16 protein-coding genes and 1 pseudogene are annotated in these 18,877 nt (G+C 60.2%); 7 read left to right on the top strand and 10 right to left on the bottom strand.

Translation table 11 applies throughout. The features are described from left to right. Nucleotides 1-27 precede the first annotated feature (27 nt). The gene (doeA, locus tag HJB83_RS06010) at nt 28-1,209 is read left to right on the top strand and encodes an ectoine hydrolase DoeA (RefSeq protein ID WP_207584809.1); all 1,182 of its coding nucleotides are present in this window, start codon (nt 28-30) and stop codon (nt 1,207-1,209) included. A 7-nt stretch (nt 1,210-1,216) separates the two neighbouring features. Then, nucleotides 1,217-2,224 (top strand): N(2)-acetyl-L-2,4-diaminobutanoate deacetylase DoeB, encoded by a 1,008-nt coding sequence (doeB, locus tag HJB83_RS06005; RefSeq protein ID WP_221131410.1) that lies wholly within the window; start codon nt 1,217-1,219, stop codon nt 2,222-2,224. A gap of 31 nt (nt 2,225-2,255) precedes the next feature. Here the strand turns inward: doeB and HJB83_RS06000 are convergent, their stop codons facing one another. After that, nucleotides 2,256-4,073, bottom strand: a complete 1,818-nt coding sequence (locus tag HJB83_RS06000) for a methyl-accepting chemotaxis protein (protein ID WP_207584811.1) — start codon at nt 4,071-4,073, stop codon at nt 2,256-2,258. A gap of 248 nt (nt 4,074-4,321) precedes the next feature. Here HJB83_RS06000 and HJB83_RS05995 point away from each other — a divergent pair, with 248 nt between their 5' ends. Further along, nucleotides 4,322-4,570: a plasmid stabilization protein gene (locus HJB83_RS05995; protein WP_221131409.1), complete on the top strand. Its 249-nt coding sequence runs from the start codon at nt 4,322-4,324 to the stop codon at nt 4,568-4,570. Between the two features lie 29 nt (nt 4,571-4,599). Here HJB83_RS05995 and HJB83_RS05990 read toward each other — a convergent pair whose 3' ends face one another. From HJB83_RS05990 to HJB83_RS05955, 8 genes are all read right to left on the bottom strand, one after another. After that, entirely contained in the window at nt 4,600-4,848 is a 249-nt protein-coding gene (locus tag HJB83_RS05990; RefSeq protein ID WP_207584813.1) for a hypothetical protein, read from the bottom strand. 244 nt (nt 4,849-5,092) lie between these two features. Next, entirely contained in the window at nt 5,093-6,181 is a 1,089-nt protein-coding gene (locus HJB83_RS05985; protein ID WP_207584814.1) for a DUF5666 domain-containing protein, read from the bottom strand. Continuing rightward, nucleotides 6,178-7,041: a DUF6502 family protein gene (locus HJB83_RS05980; RefSeq protein WP_207584815.1), complete on the bottom strand. Its 864-nt coding sequence runs from the start codon at nt 7,039-7,041 to the stop codon at nt 6,178-6,180. Before HJB83_RS05980 ends, HJB83_RS05985 begins: the two co-directional genes overlap by 4 nt. A 183-nt stretch (nt 7,042-7,224) precedes the next feature. Continuing rightward, nucleotides 7,225-7,599: a hypothetical protein gene (locus tag HJB83_RS05975; protein ID WP_207584816.1), complete on the bottom strand. Its 375-nt coding sequence runs from the start codon at nt 7,597-7,599 to the stop codon at nt 7,225-7,227. Between the two features lie 10 nt (nt 7,600-7,609). Then, on the bottom strand, nt 7,610-8,656 hold the full coding sequence (locus HJB83_RS05970; RefSeq protein WP_221131408.1) for a flagellar hook-associated family protein: 1,047 nt from the start codon (nt 8,654-8,656) through the stop codon (nt 7,610-7,612). 2 nt (nt 8,657-8,658) lie between these two features. After that, nucleotides 8,659-10,119 carry a flagellar hook-associated protein FlgK gene (gene flgK / locus HJB83_RS05965; protein ID WP_221131407.1) on the bottom strand — a complete coding sequence of 487 codons (1,461 nt, stop codon included), beginning with the start codon at nt 10,117-10,119 and terminating at the stop codon, nt 8,659-8,661. Nucleotides 10,120-10,132: 13 nt separating this feature from the next. Further along, a complete protein-coding gene (locus HJB83_RS05960) occupies nt 10,133-11,425 on the bottom strand; it encodes a flagellar hook protein FlgE (RefSeq protein WP_221131406.1) in 1,293 nt (430 codons plus the stop codon). A gap of 362 nt (nt 11,426-11,787) precedes the next feature. Beyond that, nucleotides 11,788-12,663: an EF-hand domain-containing protein gene (locus tag HJB83_RS05955; RefSeq protein ID WP_221115018.1), complete on the bottom strand. Its 876-nt coding sequence runs from the start codon at nt 12,661-12,663 to the stop codon at nt 11,788-11,790. 163 nt (nt 12,664-12,826) lie between these two features. Between HJB83_RS05955 and HJB83_RS05950 the strand changes: the two genes are divergently transcribed. Next, nucleotides 12,827-13,474 carry a TetR/AcrR family transcriptional regulator gene (locus HJB83_RS05950; RefSeq protein WP_207584821.1) on the top strand — a complete coding sequence of 216 codons (648 nt, stop codon included), beginning with the start codon at nt 12,827-12,829 and terminating at the stop codon, nt 13,472-13,474. Nucleotides 13,475-13,839: 365 nt separating this feature from the next. Continuing rightward, a complete protein-coding gene (locus tag HJB83_RS05945) occupies nt 13,840-16,023 on the top strand; it encodes a DUF1217 domain-containing protein (protein WP_207584822.1) in 2,184 nt (727 codons plus the stop codon). A gap of 38 nt (nt 16,024-16,061) precedes the next feature. Here HJB83_RS05945 and HJB83_RS34685 read toward each other — a convergent pair. Beyond that, nucleotides 16,062-16,336: pseudogene (locus HJB83_RS34685) on the bottom strand (prevent-host-death protein). A 161-nt stretch (nt 16,337-16,497) separates the two neighbouring features. Here HJB83_RS34685 and HJB83_RS05940 point away from each other — a divergent pair. Further along, nucleotides 16,498-17,490: an LLM class flavin-dependent oxidoreductase gene (locus tag HJB83_RS05940; RefSeq protein ID WP_207584823.1), complete on the top strand. Its 993-nt coding sequence runs from the start codon at nt 16,498-16,500 to the stop codon at nt 17,488-17,490. Between the two features lie 23 nt (nt 17,491-17,513). After that, nucleotides 17,514-18,863, top strand: coding sequence for an LLM class flavin-dependent oxidoreductase (locus tag HJB83_RS05935; protein WP_221115017.1), 1,350 nt, complete (start codon nt 17,514-17,516; stop codon nt 18,861-18,863). The last annotated feature ends 14 nt before the right edge of the window (nt 18,864-18,877 follow it).

The following is an 18,877-nucleotide window of genomic DNA, read 5'->3' as shown; positions in this document are numbered from 1 at the left end:
CGGCATTCGCCGGAGAAGGGAAGAAACATGACCCAGCCCAATTTGAAGTTTTCGCTCGGCGAATATGCCGCGCGGCTGGAAAAGACACGGCGCGCCATGGAGGCGAAGGGCGTAGACCTCCTGATCGTCAGTGACCCGTCGAACATGGCCTGGCTGACCGGCTATGACGGCTGGTCCTTTTATGTGCACCAGGCGGTGATCGTGCCACCGCAGGGCGAACCAATCTGGTTCGGCCGCGGCCAGGATGCCAACGGCGCCAAGTTCACCGCCTATCTGAAGCATGACAACATCGTCGGCTATCCCGATCACTATGTGCAGTCGACCGAACGTCATCCGATGGACGTCCTCTGCGGGATCCTGACCGAACGCGGCTTCGGCAAGCTGACGATCGGCGTCGAGATGGACAATTACTGGTTCTCGGCGGCAGCCTTTGCGGCCCTGCAGAAGCACCTGCCGAACGCCCGCTTCGTCGACGCGACCGCGCTGGTCAACTGGCAGCGGGCGATCAAGAGCGAGACCGAGATCAAATACATGCGCAATGCCGCCCGGATCGTCGAAGCCATGCACGCGCGCATCTTCGACAAGATCGAAGTCGGCATGCGCAAATGCGATCTGGTCGCGGAAATCTATGACGCCGGCACCCGCGGCGTCGACGGCATCGGCGGCGATTATCCGGCGATCGTACCGCTGCTGCCGTCCGGCGTCGAAGCATCTGCTCCGCATCTGACCTGGGACGACCGGCCGTTGAAAAAGGGCGAGGGCACCTTCTTCGAGATTGCCGGCTGCTACAATCGCTATCATCTGCCGCTGTCACGCACCGTCTTCCTCGGCAAGCCGACGCAGGCCTTTCTCGATGCCGAAAAAGCGACGCTGGAAGGCATGGAGGCCGGTCTTGCGGTCGCGAAACCCGGAAACACCTGCGAGGACATCGCCAATGCATTCTTCGCGGTCCTGAAAAAATACGGCATCGTCAAGGACAACCGCACCGGTTACCCGATCGGCCTATCCTATCCGCCGGACTGGGGCGAACGCACCATGAGCCTGCGGCCGGGCGACCGGACGGAGCTGAAGCCCGGCATGACCTTCCACTTCATGACCGGCCTCTGGCTCGACGACATGGGTTTCGAGACGACCGAGAGCATCCTCATCACCGAGAGCGGCGTCGAATGCTTCGCCAACGTGCCGCGCAGACTGATGGTCAAGGATTGAGGCTGTCATGAACGAGATTGGCTTGCGACCGTCGCCGATCAGCGCGACGGTGGATTTCGCCGCCGAGGGTGTCCAGCACGGCTTCCTGCGGCTGCCTTACAGCCGTGACGATTCCGCCTGGGGGTCGGTGATGATCCCGATAACCGTCATCCGGAACGGCAAGGGGCCAACGGCCCTTCTGACCGGCGGCAATCACGGCGACGAGTATGAAGGACCGATCGCGCTCTTTGATCTTGCCCGCACGCTGAAGGCCGAGGCGGTGAAGGGCACGGTTATCATCGTGCCGGCCATGAATTATCCGGCGTTTCAGACGGGAACCAGGACCTCGCCGATCGACAAAGGCAACATGAACCGCAGCTTTCCGGGCCGGCCGGACGGCACGGTGACGGAGAAGGTCGCCGATTATTTCCAGCGTGTGCTTCTGCCGATGGCGGATATCGTTCTCGACTTCCATTCCGGCGGCAAGACGCTCGATTTTCTGCCGTTCTGCGCAGCCCATATCCTGCCGAACAAGCAGCAGGAGGCGCAGGCTTTCGACTTCGTGACTGCCTTTGCCGCGCCCTATTCGATGAAGATGCTGGAGATCGATGCGGTCGGCATGTACGACACCGCGGCCGAGGAGATGGGCAAGGTCTTCATCACCACGGAACTCGGCGGCGGCGGCACGGCCACGGCCAAAAGTGCGGCGATTGCCAAGCGCGGCACGATGAACGTTTTGCGCCACGCGGGGATCGTCGCGGGCGCTGTCGATGCCGGTCCGACGACTTGGCTCGACATGCCGGACGGCCGCTGCTTCTCCTTCGCGGAGGAAGGGGGACTGATCGAACCTGTCATCGATCTCGGTGACGCAGTCACTGACGATGCCGTCATTGCGCGCATCCATCCGACCGGGCGGACCGGGGTGGCGCCCCGCGAGATCCGCGCCGGAATGAGCGGCATTCTCTGTGCCCGGCATTTCCCGGGGCTGGTCAAACCAGGCGATTGCGTTGCCGTCGTGGCGATCGTTACAGGCTGAGGTGAACGGAGTTCCGGCGGCAGCTCATACGTCAAGCCGCTTTCTGCGGTCTTGACGCGCTGGCTCTCGCATCAACCTGGAAGCGGTTGACGACCCCTTCCAGCGTCTGCGTCTGAGTGCCGAGCGCTCGACAGGCCGAGGCGGTTTCGACGGCCATGGCCGCGTTGCGTTGCGTCACTTCATCCAGAGCATTGACGGAGGCGTTGATCTCGCCGATCGCCACCGCCTGTTCGGAGGACACCGAAACGATGCGGGCAATCAGGCCGGCGACCTGCTCGACCTGTCCTTCAATTTCCAGAAGCGCCTTGCCAGTGCGGTTGACAAGCTGCACCCCGCTGGAAACCTGAGCCGAGGATGTGGAAATCAGAGCCCTGATCTCCTTGGCGGCGTTGGCCGAGCGCATGGCGAGTTCGCGCACTTCCTGCGCCACGACGGCAAAACCCTTGCCCGCTTCGCCAGCACGGGCGGCTTCGACCCCGGCATTGAGCGCCAGAAGATTGGTCTGGAAGGCGATTTCATCGATGACGTTGACGATGTCGCCGATCTGCGACGACGAACCTTCGATCCTTTCCATGGCGGCGATCGCTTCGCGAACGACGGCGGCCGAATGTTCGGCGCTGGTGCGGGTCTCGGCCATCATGCCGGTTGCCTTGCCGGCATGCTCGGCGGCGTCTTTCGCCTTGACGTTCATCTCATCGAGCGCAGCCGTGGCCTGTTCGAGCATCGCGGCCTGCTGTTCCGTGCGCGACGCGAGACTCTCGGTTGCGCCCGTAATGCCGTCCGAGGAACTGCCCACTTGCCTGGAGGTCAGGGCGATCTCGGCCATCGAGGCGCAAAGTGCGTCCATGCTGTCGTTGAACTTGGCGCGCAAAGTCTCGTAGGCGGCGGCGAAGGGTGTGGCGATCCGGCAATCGAGATTGCCGTGTGATAGCTGGTCCAAGCCGTACGTCAGCTGATCGATCACCATTTCGCGGATCTGCTCGTCGGCGGCTTTTTCGGCCATCTGGCTGCGTTCGCGTTCAAATTCCGCATCGCGAAGCGCCGTCTCGCGCTTCTGCGCGCCCTCGCGTTCCAGCGCGTTGCGGCGGAAGACGGCCACGGCCTTGGACATGGCGCCGATTTCGTCGGAGCGGCTGGCATAGGGAACGTCTGTCGAATAATCGCCGTCTGCGAGGTTGCCCATATAGGCTTTCATACCGTCGAGCGGCACGATTGCCCGGCGACGCAAGAGATAGAGACCCACCAGCAACAGGCCGAATGAGCCGAAGCCCGCGGCACCCGCATAGATCGTCCAGGTGACGATTTCCGAGGCGGCATTGCGCTCCTCGCCCTTCAGGAAGGCATCGGAATTTGCGACAAGTTTCTCGACCGCATCCTGATGCGAATGAAAGGCGACGCGCAATTGCTCGATCGCACCATGCGCCTTGTCTTCATCCTTGGCGGTCAGGGCGGGAATGATCTCGCGGTTCATCACGTCCCAGAATACATCGCCCTTGGCGATGACATCGTTTTCAAGCTCGTCCTTCAAAGCCTGCGGCAGCCGGGTGGTTTTCCAATAGGCGCGGCGATCGTCGTAAGCAGCCTTGAGATTCGCGATCTTGGCCAGATTGGTATCGGTCAGTTCGGGAAATTTGCTCGCCTCGAAGGAGAGCATGTAGGACTCGACGACAAACAGCGGCGGCGGCAGAATATCGGCGATCAGATCCTTTCCGTAAACGACCTGTTCGTAAACCGGGCCATTGACCTTCAGCCGTTCGAGCGCCGATTGCTGCAATCCGATCGACATGAAGAGGCCGGCCGAAACGGCGACGCCAAACGCCACCAAACTGCGCGCAATAGTAAAGGCCAAGACCGTCTCCAAATAACTTATGGCCTCTCTTCTTCGAGACGCCTGATCTACGTGCAGCATTATTTCGCAAGAACGCTGAGATATGGTTAATTCTTTCGTTGGCAGGGGGTTGGCTCACCTGTGAAAGGCCGGTGCAACCGTCCAAAATTGGGGTGATGGCAAACAACGGCCACTTTGGTAGTAAGCCATTATCCGTCAACTCACTGGCCGGGATGCTGAGCGTCATATTTATCAGAAAGGAGATCAGTATGGCCGAACCTCAGCTTGCCGTACGGAGTGCAAAGGCGCGTGATCTTGCGCGACGGCTTGCCCGCCGCGAAAATCGTTCAGTCGCCGAGATTGTCGAGCGGGCTCTCGAACACTATGAGATCTGTCAAGTCGGGCCAGAGCCAGCCATGTCCGTCTATGCCCGCCTTTCACCGCAAAGCGGGGCGGATCTCGATCTCGAAGCAGTCGTCGATGGAAGCCGCGAGATTCACAAGGGCATAGAGGTCTAAATTCTGGATTGGGTCGTTCCGGTGAGAATTTAGGCCAATCGCATCAGCATTTCGTTGAGGTCGCCGATCTTGCGCAGCAGCTCGACCAATCTATCTGTATCGTCCTGGCTGAGCCGGCCGGTTTCGCCGCTGCTGTTCCAAAGCTGTTGGAATTCTTGGCTCATCTGGAGCGCGCTGTTCATTATGCCGATGATTTGCGCGCGGTTTTCCCAGGTTGCAACGACGGTTGGTTCGTCCATCTCGATCGAAATATCCGGTTCGCGTTCCAGCAAAAGCAATTTCTGATTCCTCTTGGGCGAAGATGACTTGGTTCGGATGGCGCCATCGGGTCGGCGGTGGGCCATCTCTGCAACTACGCGGGAATACGGTTCGACTTAAAAAGCGTTTGAAACAATTGGCTAGCGGGTATGGGGCGGACCCGTTAGCCAATCGGCAAACCCTTCCCGGAATCACCCAAAGCAGGATTCGCAGGAGCAATAAAATGGGAATATTTCCCATTTGTCAATGTGGGTGACAGCGTTTTCAGTGCGGAACCGGATCGGGGGGCGGCGACCCGGGAGGCCCCGAGCCGGGAGGCGGGCCGCCAGGGCCGGGTGGCGGACCTCGCCTGCCCGGATCGGGAAAATCGCCGCCCGGCCCGCCTCTGCCGAAAGGCGAGTGATCGGGCCCCGGTCCGTTCCCGGGACCATTCGGCGGGCGCGGACCAACGCCATTGGGACCAGGTCCGGGAAAGCCAGTCATTCTGCTCGAATCCCGCACGCCGATATCGACGAAGCCATGACCATCGGGGGAGAGTTGCATCGACCCGGAAGGCGCCGAACCTCCAGGTCCAGAACCCGCCATGCCTCTGTCCCCCGGCCGGAAGGTCTCGATGTTGACTGTACCGCGTTTCAGGCCCGGCACGACAGGTTCGGCCTGAATACGAGTGACGATCAATCGATCGGCAACCGCCTTCAGACGCACGAGTGTTTGTTTGCCGGCCAGATACCCATGCGTGCTTCCAAGCGAAAGGCCGCCGATCAGGACGTGATTGCCGCTCTTGACGAGGACACCACGGACATGGACGCCATCGGAAACGGAGCGGGGCTCGATGCGCCGGGCAATGATCGTGCCGTCAGGTTTGCGGATACCGAACACGGCAACCCGCTTGCCTTTCCGCAGGCCCTTCGTCGCCAAACCTGATGCGTCGACGGTTTGCGAAAGTATTCTTATCCCGGTCTTATCAATCCGGTCGATGCGGCCCTGGACCTCGCTGACGATCGTAATGCGGGCGGCGCGCTTGCCTGTGAGCAGCACCCGGGCGACATGACCGACCTTCATCGCGCTGGCGGGAACGCGTCGTCCATCGATCTCGATCGGCGTCGTGGCGCTGAACGGTATGTGGATATCGTTGACGATAATGCTGCCGAAACCCTGGATGGTCCCGACGATGCCGGTTCCGCCGATGCCGTGATCTTCGTTCTCGCCGCCTCCCTGAATGGAAAGACCGGACCCGCCGATTCCATGATCGCTGGTGCCGGTCGGCTGCGCGGCTGTCATCGCAGGTATCAGGACCTGAAGCGCAATTCCGCCCAGCAGAAACTGTCGTCTCGAGATCGTTGACGGGCTCATTCGTCCGCCTCCGTCTCGGAAGCGGCGTCTGCCTGAGGATCCGGCTCACGCTCCTCGGTCATGACGTAGAGGCCCGAGATCCAGCGGCTGCTGCCGCCCGGATCGTCCTTGATGGCCTGATGGGCGATCTTGTTGAGCTTGAGAAGCATCGCCATCCCTTCCTCGCGCGCGATTTCGTCGAGCCGGGCGGCGAGCGCTGGCGACATCCCATCATAATGAACGGCACGTTCGAAATAGGGAGGAGGGTCGTTCATCAGGTTCATGACCGACGCCTGCACATGGTCACGAAGGTTGCGGGTAAAATAATGCCGGCGGGCTTCGTCGCCGGCATTGGGCACGATCGATGAAAGGTTGAGCCGGACCCAGCCGTTGTCGTCGACAACGACGATGCCCTTGTCCAGCCAGTCGTCGAGGATGGAGCGGGGATGGACGTCTTTGGTGATGTCGCTGACCAGGCTCTCGAATGAGGGAACACCATCGCTGGACGTCCGGGGCAAAGTGCTCGGCCTGTCCTCGGCATCGCAATAAAGCGGATCGGCAAGCCACCGCGCAAGGATGCGGCTCGTCTGCGAAACGCCCACGGTCAGGAACGATGGATCAAGCGCCAGTCCGCGCAGCCGGTTGACGTCCTTGCGGTGGATGCCTGTCAGCAGCGAGATGCGGCTATCCGTCTGCTGCTTGTTCGGCAGCGCGAATTCCTTCTCCGCCACCTCGATATAAAGCCGGCGAAGGACGACCGAAAAAGCGGTGAAGTTGAAGCCGGAGGCGAGAGCGAGTTTGACCAGCGGGCGGAGCACGCGGACCAGCATGGCCTGCAAGGTCTCTTCGGAGAACGGAAGCTTCGCGCGCGGCTTTGACATCAAGAAACACTCGGCCTGTGAAAGACCATTGCCGGCAGACTTCGACAATCGTCCTTGGTCTTCCCTATGGCAAAGTCCACACTGCCGCAACGCACAGGCGACAAGCAAGCCCGGTCCTTGCCATGCTCCCTGGCGGCGCGCGCACGATCGCGACGCCTTCCTGAAGGTATTTTTCTTATTCTATCAATGTCTTGTGTTCTCCGACTCGGGGGACAGCAAGGCGCCCTGGCGCCAGTCGATCAACCGGTCGATTCGAGCAATCTTGTGGAAAACCTCGAAGACGTCGAATGACGAGCCTTTCTCGATGTAGGAGGCCAGGAGCTCGCAAAGCTCGAAGATTTCGGGGGGCGTTCCCGTCATCTCTACACCGTCGTCGGTGAAAATCCCCGATCGCGGCCACGCCTGGGCCTGTTGCTCGTCGAGCTTGCTGCCGACGAAAGGGATCGTATTGATGATGCCTGAGGCAAGCGCAAAGGCGGCCTCAGCCACGATTTCGGAGCAGCTCGTGTTGGGCTCTCTCGTTAAGGCCGGTATTTGCAGCCGCTTGAATTCCCGCATTTTCAATCCGTCAGAGATAGTTGACCAGGCTCAGGCCCTGGAGTTTTGAGACGAGCGTGTAGGCCGTTTCCAGTTGCGTCTGCAGCTGGTTGACGAGCGTCGAAGCCTCATAGGCATCCACGCCCTGGAGATCGACGAGGTTTCCCTGAAGCAGGCTCGACTGGGCATCGAGCGCGTCATTTGCCTTTTCGACCCGTTCTTGCGAGAGGCCGAGCTGGCTTTGCTGCGTCACGATGCCTGAAGTCGCCTGCGCGGCATAACCGATCGCCTTCGATGCCACCGTGCTCTGTGCGTCGGCGCTGAGATCCTGGCCGAAGAGCGCGGAGACGACGACGGAGGCAAGCGCCAGATAACGCATGCCTTCGGAATTGGCGTTGGTGGACGAGGTGATGGTTTCCGAGCCGCTGATCCGGCTTGTCATGTCGGTGCTGGAAGCGGTCGACCAGCCTCCCGAAGCGTCCGTCCAGGCGCTTTCGGAAAACATCGGCTCGACGGTATCGGTGATGAAAGTGCCGATTTCCTCGCCGGTCAGATCGTTGACGTCTTTTCCAAGGCCGGTTGCATAATCGCCCAGCGCGGTCACGATCGCATCCGAGACCGTAGAGGACTGATCGGTCAGAGGCTGGCTGTCGAGGTTCGTTCCGCCAAACAGGAACTCGCCATTCACCTCGGTGTTCGCCGTCGAGATCAGCTGAGAAATCGTGGCGCCCGCCGTCTGCAGGGCAACGGCGATGCTGGTCGTATCCTGGCTCGCCTGGAGCGCTGTCAGGTTCGAGACCAGGCTATCGCCGGCATCCTTGAGGCTCGAAAGGGCGGTCTGCGATGCGTCCATGCGCAATCCGACGACGGCATTACTTGACTGGAACGAGGCGGCCTGGTCGATGGCGCTGGTCAGATTGATCGTTTTCGCGGCGCCGGCGCCAAGGGAGACGCCGATATCGGCGTAGGTTCCGGTCGTCGCCTCCGTCGAGGCCTGCTGCAGCTTGGTTTGGGACTGGCTGATGGTCAGACGCAGGACGTTCTGCATCGCCGATGACGAGACAAAAGAGGCTTTCATGACTAGCTCGCTATATCGAGGAGCGACTGGAACATCTCGTCGATGACGTTCAGGATCTTTGTCGCCGCTTTGTAGGATTGTTCGATATCGAGGAGGAGCGTCAGCTCCTCGTCGAGGTTGACGCCGGCCTCGTTGGAATAGGCCTCGTCGGAGCGCGATAGCGCCGCAGATGTGTTTTCGGAGGCCGCCGTCGCATCGCTGCGGTATTGTTCGAGCCAGCCGATCGAGGAACTGGCATAGTCCATCAGGCTTTGCGATGTGGAAAGACCGGCGTCGGAGGAGAACGAGCGCTGTTCCGTCAACGCCGTATACAGGGCGTCGAGATTGTCCGAGAAGCCGCTGTCGCCCGAGCTGTTGAGATCGGTGATGCCGCTGATCGTTCCGTCGCGCAGCTTCGTTGCATCCCCGCCCTCGCTGGTAACGACGGCAAGATTGACCGAGATCGAGGACGCGATGCCGGTGATATCGTCGGAATCCGAGGGTGTTCCTCCAGTTGCTCCGGCCGCCGTCGTCCAGACGAAAAGTGCGGGTGCGCTGGTGCTGCCGTCGGTTTCCGAGAAGGCCTGGACGAGGGACTTGGCGATCTCGTCGAGCTGAGCCTGGAATGTCGGGGCGATTTCGTCGCGAAGCTGCAGCAGCGCCTGCAGGCTGCCCGAGGCACTTGTCGTCGATCCCTCGCCGGCGTCGAGCGCAACGCCGTCTATATAGACGGAATTGCCCTCCGTTCCGGCGACGTAGGTTGTCGTGGGCACGTATGTGACGGTGCGCGGTATGGTCTCGAACAGCACGGTGCCGTCAGAGGTGTAGAGCGCCATGTCGTTATTGTCGCGGACGGCGGTGGTCACACCGACGATCGAGGAGATCTGCTTCAGAAGCTTTTCACGCTCGTCGAGAGCCGAGGACGTATCGGCGCCCGTCGCTGTTGCCCCCTTGACCGCATTGTTGGCGGTTTCGAACTGCGACAATAGCGTATTCAGCGATGAGACCTGCGTGGCGATCTCCGCATCGGCATCGGCTCTGATCGACTGGACGCCGTCGCTTGCGGTATTCAGCGAATTGGCCAGATCCTGCGCGGCGGTGACAGCCGATTGCGCGGCGGTCGTGCTGCTCGGCGATGTAGCGAATGTCTGCAGCGCCTGCTGAAATGCCGAGAGATAAGTGCTCGGCGAGGTCTCGTAGTCATTGCCGCCCGTCAGCGACTTCAGGCTTTCGAGGCCGGTCACAAGCGTCTGCTGGGCGCTGTCCTTGGCGTTCGATTGCAGATACTGGGCCAGCAGCGCGGTTTCCTGCGCCCGGCTGATGCTGACGACCTGAGCGCCGGACAGAGACGTCGTTATCGACGCCTCGCGTCTGACATAGTCGGAATTTCCGACATTGGCGATGTTGGTCGAGACGACGCTGCTTTGCTGGCCGGTATTGTTGAAAATACTTTGGACGCTGTTCAAGGCGGAGGTAAGCGACATCTAGGCGCTCCCTTTATCGTTTCAGGTTGACGAGGACATCCATGATGTCGGAGCCGGTCTGAAACACCTTCGAATTGGCGGTATAGCTGCGCTGCGCCTCGATCATTTCCGTCAGTTCGCCGGCGAGATCGACGTTCGAACTCTCGAGGGCGCCGGACCGGATGGAGCCGAGCCCGTTCGTCTGCGGAAAGCCGGTGACCGTGACGCCGGACAATCCGTTGGCGCTGTAGACGTTGCCGCTGAGCAGCGTCAGATTGTCGGGGCTGGCGACCGTCGCAAGCGGGATCTGATAGAGCGCCTTCGTCGCGCCATTCGCATAGGAGACCGATACCACGCCGTCCGTCCCTATGGACACCGAGCTGACGGCACTGGCTGCCTGACCATCGGTAGAGCCCGTCGCCGAGAAGTCGGAGGCAAGCTGGGTGAAGTCCGAATAATCCATGGTGATCGTCTTTGCCGTGACCGGATCGACGATATCCGTGTCGGTCGCAGACGTCAGCTGGCCGTCGGCGTCGAAGGAGAGCGTCGCGACGCTCACCGCACTGGAGGAGTAGGGGAAGGACGTCGTGCCGCCGGTCGCTGCATCGGCATTGCGGTAAACCGAGACTTCCCAGGTGCTTCCAGTGACCGCGCCGGCTGAATCCGTCGTGACACCCGTCTTGGTGAAATAGTAGTCGTACTGGACGGTGCCGCCGAGGCTGTCATAGGCAACCAGCGACATCTTCTGCGTATCGTCGGTGACACCAGAGGAATTGGCGCTCGGCAGCGTCGTCGCATCCGTGACGACAATTGCCTCGGAATTCAGGTTGCCGCTGAAATAGGCGCTGGTCGAAGCGATCGCGCTCAAGCCCGATTGGGCGACGTTAACCGGCACCAGGCCGTCGAAACCGTTGACGACAACCGCCGGCACGCCGGAATCATAAGAATACCCCATAAGGGTGAAACCGGCGCTGTTGACCAGATTGCCGTCGCTATCGACCGAGAAGTCGCCGGCCCGGGTAAGAACCGGCGTGCCGTCGGGGCTTTGCACGATGAAGAACCCGTCTCCTGATATCGCCAGGTCGTAATCCGAGGTCGTATAGGAGATGTCGCCCTGTTCGGAAATCGCCTGGCGCACGGATGTCTGGACGCCGCCGGAATTGTAATTGCCTGAGGACGACGGCAGGACCAGCGACGAGAAGGAGGTGGAAACGGCTTTGTAGCCGACCGTGTTTGCGTTGGCGATATTGTCGGAAACCGTGCTCAGCCGGTTTGCCTGGGCGCTCATGCCTGAGACGGCGGTTTTCATACTTCCAAAAATGCTCATGGCTCAATCCTTAAAGGTTGGGGAACATGCCATGTGGCGACAGGCTTCCAGATCCCGGATTGCGGGCGCACGACATCGCTCGCGCCGGGCAAAGCCCACACCGGTCGATGATCTGATTGTCTGGACTGACCCCGTGATGGCGATAGGCGCTTCGGCTCATCCGTGCGCTGGTGTCGTGCGCCTATTGCGGCGCACCATTTGTTCGGCTGACGGCTATGGCGGCGTTCCTGCTAGAGCATGATGCCGAAAAGTGTGAGCGGTTTTCTTATGACATCATGCGCTAACTCTCTAATTTAGAACAGGATTCAGAATTTAGGCCGACCGGGCCTAAAATCATCCTGGTCTAAACAACTAGGCGGTCGTCAGCCCGTGGCAGTGGACAATGAACCGGTGCCGGATGTGTCGAGCAGATCAAAGAGCTGGCTCGCCTGGCTTTCGGTGACGTCGTCCGGCCTACCGGCCATGAATTCGTCCAATGTCACGAGTCCGTCTCCATTCGTATCGAGATCTGAGAGCAGGGATGCAGACTGGTCATTGTCGGCGGGCGGCGGTGGCGGCGGTCCGTCGGGACGTTGCGATGACTGAGAGGACATGGCCTCGGTCAGCGCATCGACCGATAGGGACCCGGCGCTTTCGCTGTCGAAGCTATCGAAAAGCGTGCCGGCCTGATCTTCCGTCACATCGGACGGCCGGCCTGCGACGAACTCCGCCTTGCTCACCAGCCCGTCACCATCGGTATCGAGATCGGAGATCAGGGATGCAGACTGATCGTCGTCGGCCGGCGGCGGCGGTGGCGGTCCGTCGGGACGTTGCGATTGCAGGGCGGACATGTCCTCAGTGAGCGCATCGACCGATAGCGAGCCGGAATCTTCGCTGTCGAAGCTGTCGAACAGCGTACCGGCCTGATCCTCTGTCACGTCGGACGGCCGGGCTGCGACGAACTCGGCCTTGCTCACATAGCCGTCGCCATCGCTGTCCAACTGCGCAACGTCCATGCCGGCGCCGCCGCCCTGCTCTTGGCTGGAGCCGGACTGACCGGTGAGGCCGTTCATCGCCAGCGACATCAACTGGGCCATGAGTTTCTCGGCACTGTTGGTCGTGTCTTCGTCGGACTGCTGGCTTGTGGTTGATTTTTTTGCCGAAACCGTATTACAGGATAGGATGTCCTGGGATGCGGATGTCGAGCTCTTGCTATAGGAATAGGAAGAAATTGATGTTGCGGCCGAAATGGTCGTCATAAGCGCTCCATCGCTAGAGGGTGGGGATGCAACGCATTACAGAACTTATGAGTTCTCTAAATCGAAATTGCTAATGCCACAACCGAAAAAATCATCCCTCAGAAATCGCAGTCCGCTTTTCAGGCTCGTCGGCATGCGCTTCGGTAAGGCGGTCTAGATCGTCATGGATGGTGTCGACGAGCCCGCAGATGAGCCGCGCAAGCGAGGCCGGCCGAAAGTCTCCAGCGATGAGGACAAGCGGGCACATATCGTCGAAATCGCTCGCCGTGTTTTTGTAAAATGCGGCTATGCCGGAAGCACGACCGCGGTCGTCGCCACGGAGGCAGGCGTTTCGAAACAGACGCTCTACAAACTGTTCCAGAGCAAGGAAGAGCTGTTTGCCGCCGTCGTCGGCGCGCATCGGCGCATGATGCTCGATCTGCCCAGGCCCGCGGAAGATCTCTCGATCGCCGAGAGCCTCGAACGTATCTTCATGATCGACATGGATGAGGAGAAGGACGCGGATCGTGCCGGTTTCCTGCAGCTCGTCTTTCGCGAGGCGGCTCAGTTTCCTGAGCTTGTCGACATTCTGCAGCATGAAGGCATGCTTGCCAGCCGCCAACACCTTGCCGACTGGTTGAACGATCGCCGGGCCGAAGGCAGGTTGGCGCTCGACGACCCGGCAAGCGGCGCCCGCATGCTGATGGACATGATCTTCGGCGGTATGGGCCCGCCGGAAGGGCGGGCCCAGGCGTGGCCCGATCGGGCGAGGCTGCTTGCCCATCTTCGCCGTTGCATCGCCATCTTTGCCGCTGGCGTCGGCGCCGCCTGAAGCGCATCGCATTTTTCAACTTCCAATTCCGCATCAGATGAATTATAGAACTATGGAGTTCTATTAAATTGATTCGGCCACATGGACGTGGCTGTGCTTCGCCATGATCGGCGCCGACATTCCCGCAGAGATGAAAAGTTCCCCCGTGATTGCCGGCAGGCTTTCGCGCGGCGCCGCCGTGCTTAAAGCATGTCGCCCGGAAGTGTGCAGCGGTTCCGGGATAACGACATGCATAAAAACAGAGGACTAAAGCGCGTCGCATGAATCAAGTTTGATGCGACGCGCTTTAGCGCAAATCCAGCAAAAGCCGCAGAGCGATTTTGCGTTCGGAAACGCGTAAAAACCAGAGGTTAGAGGGACAAACGTTGGTTTCCACTTATGTAAGCTACCTCTCGGTCGCTCGAAATCTCGGCGCCAGTCTTTCGAACGTCGCATCCCAGGCCACGGTTGCCCGCGACAGCGCCTATTACAAGGAAAACATCGGCAAGGTCACGACGGTCGATGACTTCATGGGTGATTACAAGCTCTATTCCTATGCCATGAAGGCCTACGGGCTCGACGACATGACCTATGCCAAGGCCTTCATGAAGAAGGTGCTGGAAAGCGACCTCAGCGATTCATCGAGCTTCGCCAACAGCTTGAGTGACAGCCGCTATGCCGAGTTTGCAGCCGCCTTCAAATTTTCCGGCGAGACGAAGACGGCGCAATCGGACGTGCAGCGGGACAATCTGCTCGATGCTTATGAGACGTCCTTCGACACCGAGGCGGACGACATCGCGGATGAGACGGATTATTTCGAAGAGAATATCTCGTCGATCACCTCCGTCGATGATTTCCTGTCGAGTTCGAGGCTGAAGAACTATGCGCTGACGGCCTTCGGTCTCAGCACCGACTATACGTCAAGCAGCTTCTTGAAGGAGGTTTTGACGAGCGATCTCGACGATCCCGACAGTTTCGTCAACCAGCTCGGCGACGACGTCTATGTCAGCCTGGCAAAAGCCTTCAACTTCAACGAGGACGGCTCGACCGACGGCGACGTGATGTCGGAAGATCAGATCTCGCTGATGACGAGTGGGTATGCGGTGGCCTCGTCGACCACTGCGTCTTCGGACACCGGAGAGGCCTATGACACCTATTTCGCTGCAGAAATTGGAAACGTCACCTCCGTCGATCAGTTGATGAGCGACGATAAGCTGGTCGGCTATCTCAGGATCGCCTACGGGCTGACCGACGACGAATCCGACACTTTCATTTCCGCGGCGCTGAAAAGCGCCGACATCGCCGACGCGATCGGCCTGTCCGATTTGCACGACGCCTTCAATTTCGATGAAGACGGCGCGCTTGCCGATGGCGACACCGCCCAGACGTCGGAACAGACCGCCACGACCACGGCAGCCTTCGATGAAAATTACCAGGTGCTGGTCGCCAATACCAGCACGGAAGACGCCACCGACAACTATACGACGCGCATCGCCAGCGTTACCTCGATCGATGATTTCCTCGTATCGAATGCCGATGACGACGATGACGACAACGACGATCTCCCGGAAATGTGGGAAATGGCGTTGCGCGCCTATGGCATCGATTCCACCGAGGTTTCGAGAAGCGAGGTCCGGAAGATACTCGAAAGCGATCCAACGGACGCCAAAAGCTATGTCAACAGCCTGAACGATGACCGGTTCGTCGCCTTTCGCAAAGCCTTCAACTTCGACAGCGACGGCGACGTCACCGTTCCCTTGCAGGCCATGTCGGAATCCGTCGTCGACGACTATGCCGCCTATTACAAGCAGAACAAGATCCGCTACCTCGAAGGGAACGAACTGACCGAGGCGACCGATGCGGCGGATGACGAGATCAGCTATTTTCGCGAGCAGATGGCGACGATCACCACGGCGAGCGAATTTCTGGCCGACGATCGCCTGGTTTCCCTGGCGCTCGAGGCCAAGGGGCTCGACCCTGACGATGTCACGTCGGACGAATTGGAGAAGATGTTTTCTTCCGATCTCGACGACGAAGATAGTTATGTCAACAAGCTGGACGACAATCGTTTCGCCGAACTCGTCGGCTCGTTCAATTTCGACCAGGACGGCAATATTTCCACCGATCCCACCGGGACGGTGCAGCAGCGCGGCGATGTGCTCGACACCATCGACTCCTATGTCAGGCTGACGCTTGAGGACGATCAGGGCGATAGCAACACCGGCGTGCGCCTCGCGCTCTATTTCCAGCGCAAGGCGCCGGAGATTTCGAGCGCCTATGACATTCTGGGTGACAGCGCGCTCTTCGAGTTTTTTACCACGACCTTCAACCTGTCCAGTTATGTCTCCAACATGGACGTCGACAAGCAAGCCGAGATGGTCAACAATTTCATCGACATCAAGGATCTGGCGGATCCTGACAAAGTCGACGATCTGATCAAACGCTTCACCGCCATGTATGATGTCGCCAACGGCACCGGCACCACGTCGACAGCACTTTCGATCCTCACCGGCTCAGCGACGATAAGCTCTGACACGCTGCTTGCAATGGCGCAGTTGAAAAGCGGCTGAGAGATCTTTACTCCCCGGTTCGTGAGGACCCGCCCACATCAAGATTGGCTGTCTGCCAGACGTTCGCGGCGTCGCGAAGGACTTGGCAGCGGGATGAATTGCCTGCCTCGACTTGCCGGTTGATAGGCGCCGGCACCTTCAGGGGCGCCGGTGCCTCGTGGGTTTTCGTATTGACCGACTGAAGCGTGATGGCGATCAGCTGCAGCTTGTCCTTGAGTGACCGGATATTCCCGGGCGCATGCGCTTTGAGGTAGCTGATCGGCTTGACATGCGCCGACAGCGTCCTGCGGTAACGCCCTTTGGCCCAGAATATCGAACGCCCCAGGCCTGGCCTGGAGAGGCTCCGATTTCCATCTCAGGCGCGGCCGCTTTTTTCACGAAACCTCTGCGAAAGAGAATGTCATTTCTTATAACGAAGTTTGTCTACTGATTTTATAGATTATACTTTGCAACCAGCGATCGGCTCGTGATGTCATGACCTATCTCCTCAGTCTTCTCGACAAAAGTCCGATCGAACAGGGTTTCACCGCTGCGGATGCGTTGCGGACGACGGTCAAGATTGCTGCCCGAGCCGAGGAACTCGGTTATCACCGTTTCTGGGTGGCCGAGCATCATAACATGTCCAATCTGGCGAGCTCGGCGCCGGAAGCGCTGATCGCCTACCTTCTCGCCAGGACCTCGAAAATCCGTATCGGCTCGGGCGGCGTCATGCTGCAGCATTACAGCGCCTACAAGGTTGCCGAGACCTTCAATCTTCTGGCATCGCTTGCACCCGGCCGCGTCGATCTCGGTGTCGGCAAGGCGCCGGGCGGCTTTCCGCTTTCGACACGCGCGCTGCAGCTTGGCGTCGATCCGGCAAGCAAACCGGATTTTGCCAGCCAGCTTTCCGATCTTAACACCTATCTCGCAGCCGACCCGAATTACGAGGGTGCGCAGGCGACCCCTTTCCCGCCCACCGCTCCCGAACGTTTCCTGCTCGGCGCCAGCGTCGACAGCGCCAAACTTGCTGCCGAGAAGGGCTGGGAACTGGTTTTTGCCGGTCACCTGAACGGCGATCCCGACAATCTGCGCAGGACCTTTGAGGCCTATGAGCAGGCATCCGGCGGCAAGCGGCCGATCCTGGCGCTCGCAGCCTTTGCCGCCGAAAGCGAGGATTATGCCCGCGAGCGCGTCGGCAATCTGCGCATCGTCAAGGTGTTTCTGCCGAACGGCCAGACCGTCAATGTCGGCAGCGAGGAGCAGGCGGCTGAATTTGCCCGCCAGGCCGGCGTCACCGATTACCGCATCGAGGAGAAGGTGCCGAGTGTGCTGCACGGCACCGCAACGCAGATCCGCAAGGAATTGGACGAGTTTCACCGCCGCTACGGCGTCAACGAATTCGTGCTCGACACGCCGGCGCTTTCAACCGCCGAGCGCCTGGCCTCCATCGAGCTGCTCGCCGAGGAGCGGCTTTCCCTCGTCGCCTGACCGTTTTCAAGGAGATCGATCCCATGGCTCAGAAACACGTCACGTTCGGCATCATGCTGCAGGGTCCCGGCGGTCACATGAATGCCTGGAAGCATCCAAGCGGGCCGGCGGATGCCAGTGTCAATTTCGACTTCTTCGTCACGACGGCGCGTAGCGCGGAGGCGGCCGGCATCGCTTTCGCCTTCGTCGCCGACGGGCTCTATATCAACGAGCAGTCGATTCCGCATTTCCTCAACCGCTTCGAGCCGATCGCCATTCTCTCGGCGCTGGCGGCATCGACCTCGAAAATCGGTCTCGTCGGCACGGTCTCGACCTCCTACAGCGATCCCTTCACCATTGCCCGGCAGTTCGCTTCGATCGACCTCATCAGTGGCGGCCGGGCAGGGTGGAACGCGGTGACCTCGCCGCTCGAGGGCTCGGGGCGCAACTACAGCCGCGAACATCCCGAACATGAACTGCGCTACGAGATCGCCGAGGACTATATCGATGCGATCAAGGGTCTGTGGGATTCCTGGGACGACGACGCCTTCGTCCGCAACCGCGAGACCGGCGTCTTTGTCGACAAGACCAAGATGCATCGCCTCGACCATAAGGGCCGCTTCTTCCGCGTCGAGGGGCCGCTCAACATCGGCCGTTCGAAGCAGGGTCAACCGGTCGTCTTCCAGGCGGGCGCTTCGGATTCCGGCATCAGGCTCGCCGGCAAACATGCCGATGCCGTTTTCACCAATGGCGGGCCTATCGAGGAGGCGCAGGCCTTCTACCGCCAGCTCAAGGACAGCGTGATTGCGCATGGCCGCCCGGCGGCGGAGGTCGGCATCTATCCCGGCATCGGCCCGATCGTCGGGAAGACGGCCGAGGAAGCGGAAGCCAAGTACCAAGCGATCCGCAACCTCGTCACTATCGAGGAGGCGCTGCTCTATCTCGGCCGCTTCTTTGATCATCATGATTTCGCCGTCTATCCGCTGGACGAGCCGTTCCCCGAACTTGGCGATATCGGCAGAAACAATTTCCGCGCTACCACCGACCGCATCAAGAGGACGGCGCGCGATAAGGGCCTGACGCTCCGCCAGGTCGCGCTTGATTCCGCGACGCCGCGCACCGCCTTCATCGGTACCGCGGAGCATATCGCCGACGAGATCATCCGCTGGGTGGACCATGGCGCTGCCGACGGCTTTATTCTCGGTTTTCCCGTCATCGCCGAGGGTTTCGCCGACTTTGCCGAATACGTCCTGCCGATCCTCACGGAGCGCGGTTATTTCGATCCGGTCCTGAAAGGCGAGACGCTGCGCGACCATTTGGGTCTGCCCTTCCGCGAAAGTCGGTATGCGGCCGGTGCGGACCGCCTCGAGCGCGGAAAGGCCGTCGGCGCCTGAGGCGCTGACGAACC

Source organism: Rhizobium sp. NZLR11 (assembly GCF_019685115.1).
Classification (GTDB): domain Bacteria; phylum Pseudomonadota; class Alphaproteobacteria; order Rhizobiales; family Rhizobiaceae; genus Rhizobium.
Note: the sequence above shows the minus strand (reverse complement) of the source record. Positions and strands in the feature narration are given on the sequence as shown.